This is a genomic window from Kitasatospora sp. NPDC007106 (genome assembly GCF_040634455.1).
Lineage (GTDB): Bacteria > Actinomycetota > Actinomycetes > Streptomycetales > Streptomycetaceae > Kitasatospora > Kitasatospora arboriphila.
On sequence record NZ_JBEYFP010001057.1, the window covers coordinates 1 to 1861 of the forward strand.

Annotated in this window: 2 protein-coding genes and 1 pseudogene; 2 read left to right on the top strand and 1 reads right to left on the bottom strand. The window is 73.8% G+C overall.

The genetic code is table 11. The annotated features are described in order from the left end of the window. Nucleotides 1-533, bottom strand: a 533-nt coding sequence (locus ABZ641_RS35665) for a hypothetical protein (protein ID WP_359988583.1), incomplete at its 3' end; no start/stop codon positions are given. Between the two features lie 107 nt (nt 534-640). On the opposite strand from ABZ641_RS35665, the gene ABZ641_RS35670 reads away from it, so the two are divergent. Together ABZ641_RS35670 and ABZ641_RS35675 are read left to right on the top strand one after the other, a co-directional pair. Continuing rightward, nucleotides 641-1075 (top strand): Hsp20/alpha crystallin family protein, encoded by a 435-nt coding sequence (locus ABZ641_RS35670; RefSeq protein WP_344622315.1) that lies wholly within the window; start codon nt 641-643, stop codon nt 1073-1075. A gap of 195 nt (nt 1076-1270) precedes the next feature. Next, a pseudogene (locus ABZ641_RS35675) lies at nt 1271-1716 on the top strand (DUF2267 domain-containing protein). Nucleotides 1717-1861 lie beyond the last annotated feature (145 nt).

The following is a 1861-nucleotide window of genomic DNA, read 5'->3' on the forward strand; positions in this document are numbered from 1 at the left end:
GGCCGGGCGGCGGGCGGCAGGTCGTCGAGGGCGGTGATCTGCGCGGCGAGGACGCGCAGGTCGGCGGCGTTGTCGCGGGCCCAGGTGGTGACGGTGCGCTGAGCGGCGCGGCGGTCGCGGACGGCCTTGACGCGTTCGGCGCCGGTGGTGGCATCAGCGGGAGTGGTGCCGGGCGACGGGGTGGAGGCGGGTTTGAGTCGCAGGTAGCGGTTCTCGGCGGCCTGGCGGCTGGCGACGCCCATGGGGTGGGCGAGGTCGGCCCAGGTGGCGCCGGCGGCGCGGGCGGTCTCCACGAGGCGGGCTTCCCAGCCGGCGAGTTCGACGCGCAGCTCGCGCAGCAGGAGCAGCGCGGCCAGCGCCGGCTCGGGGCCGGACTGCACGGGTGCGGTGGGGATGCTGTCGATCGCGGGTGCTTCCCGGGCGGTGCGGACGGCGTCGTCGATCACGCCCAGCGCGGCCGCGGCGGCGAGGAAGGAGGCGGGGCCGACCGGCGCTGCGGGGACGATCGGTGGAGGGCCGGGCCTCTCGGGCATGCGTGTCACTCTCTCGACGACTCGGTGTTTGTCATCCGATGGATGACATGTTAGAACGGATTCAGGTGAAAGCGCACTGGCACCCTTTCAACTGGAGGTGTTTCGCGATGCTGATGCGCACCGATTCGTTCCGCGAGCTGGACCGTCTGACCCAGCAGTTCCTGGGCACCACGGGCACGTGGTCCCGGCCCACCCCGATGCCGCTGGACGCCTACCGTGACGGCGACGACTACGTGATCTGCCTCGACCTGCCGGGCGTCGACCCGGAGGCGATCGACATCGACGTCGAACGGAACATGCTGACCGTGAAGGCCGAGCGCCGCCCCCGCCGCGACAGCGGGGACGTGAAGTGGGAGCTGTCCGAGCGCCCGCTCGGCATCTTCTCCCGACAGGTGATGCTGTCCGACACCCTCGACCCCGCGGGCATCACCGCCGACTACGACGCCGGCGTGCTGACCCTGAAGATCCCGGTCGCGGAGAAGGCCAAGCCCCGGAAGATCGCCATCAGCCACACCGGCAGTCGCAAGCAGATCCAGGCCTGAGCAGCCAAGAGTCGCCGGCCCCGCCCCGCCTCTCCCCCGGCGCAACGGGCGGGTCCGGCCGACCGTCCCCCGCAGCCCCGGCTCCCCGGCCTGCTCGAACTCCCCGGGCTGGGTCGAACTCCCCGAGCCGGTCGGGCATCTGACGCCGGAGACCGGCTGACAGAACGGGCCCGTCCACGACAGGGAGGCCCTGCCATGTCCGTCCGATGGGACGCGTTCCTGGCCGAGCTCCGGGGACGCGGCGAGTACGACACCGACGAGGAAGCCGAGCGGGCGGCCCGCGTGGTCCTTGCGCTGCTCGGCGCCCACGTGGTGGGCGGGGTGCGCGCCGAGCTGGCCGCCCGCCTGCCGGAGACCCTCGCTCTCGTCCTGCTCAACCCGCTGCAGGCCGCCGAACCCCTCGGTCCGGACCGGTTCGTGCGCGCCACCGCCGTCTGGATCGAGGGCGCCACCGAAGCGACCGCGCCGTGGGACGTCGGCGCCGTCCTCAGCACGGCGGCCGACGCCGCCGGAGACGACCTCGTCCAGCGCGTACTCCTGCAGCTCCCCCGGGGTACGACGTTCTCTTCGGCCGTCCCCGACCGGGCACCACCGGCCCCGACCAGCCCCGCGCCGCCGACGCCGGCGGCCCGCACACCTGAAGGCGACGCCATGACGTGGCACCACCTCGTCCGCCGGGTCCGCACCACCGGCCGCTACGACACCGGCCCGGAGGCCGAACGCGTCCTGGGCGCCGTCCTGGCGGTACTCGGCTCCCGGCTCACCGGCGACGAACGCCGCGACCTC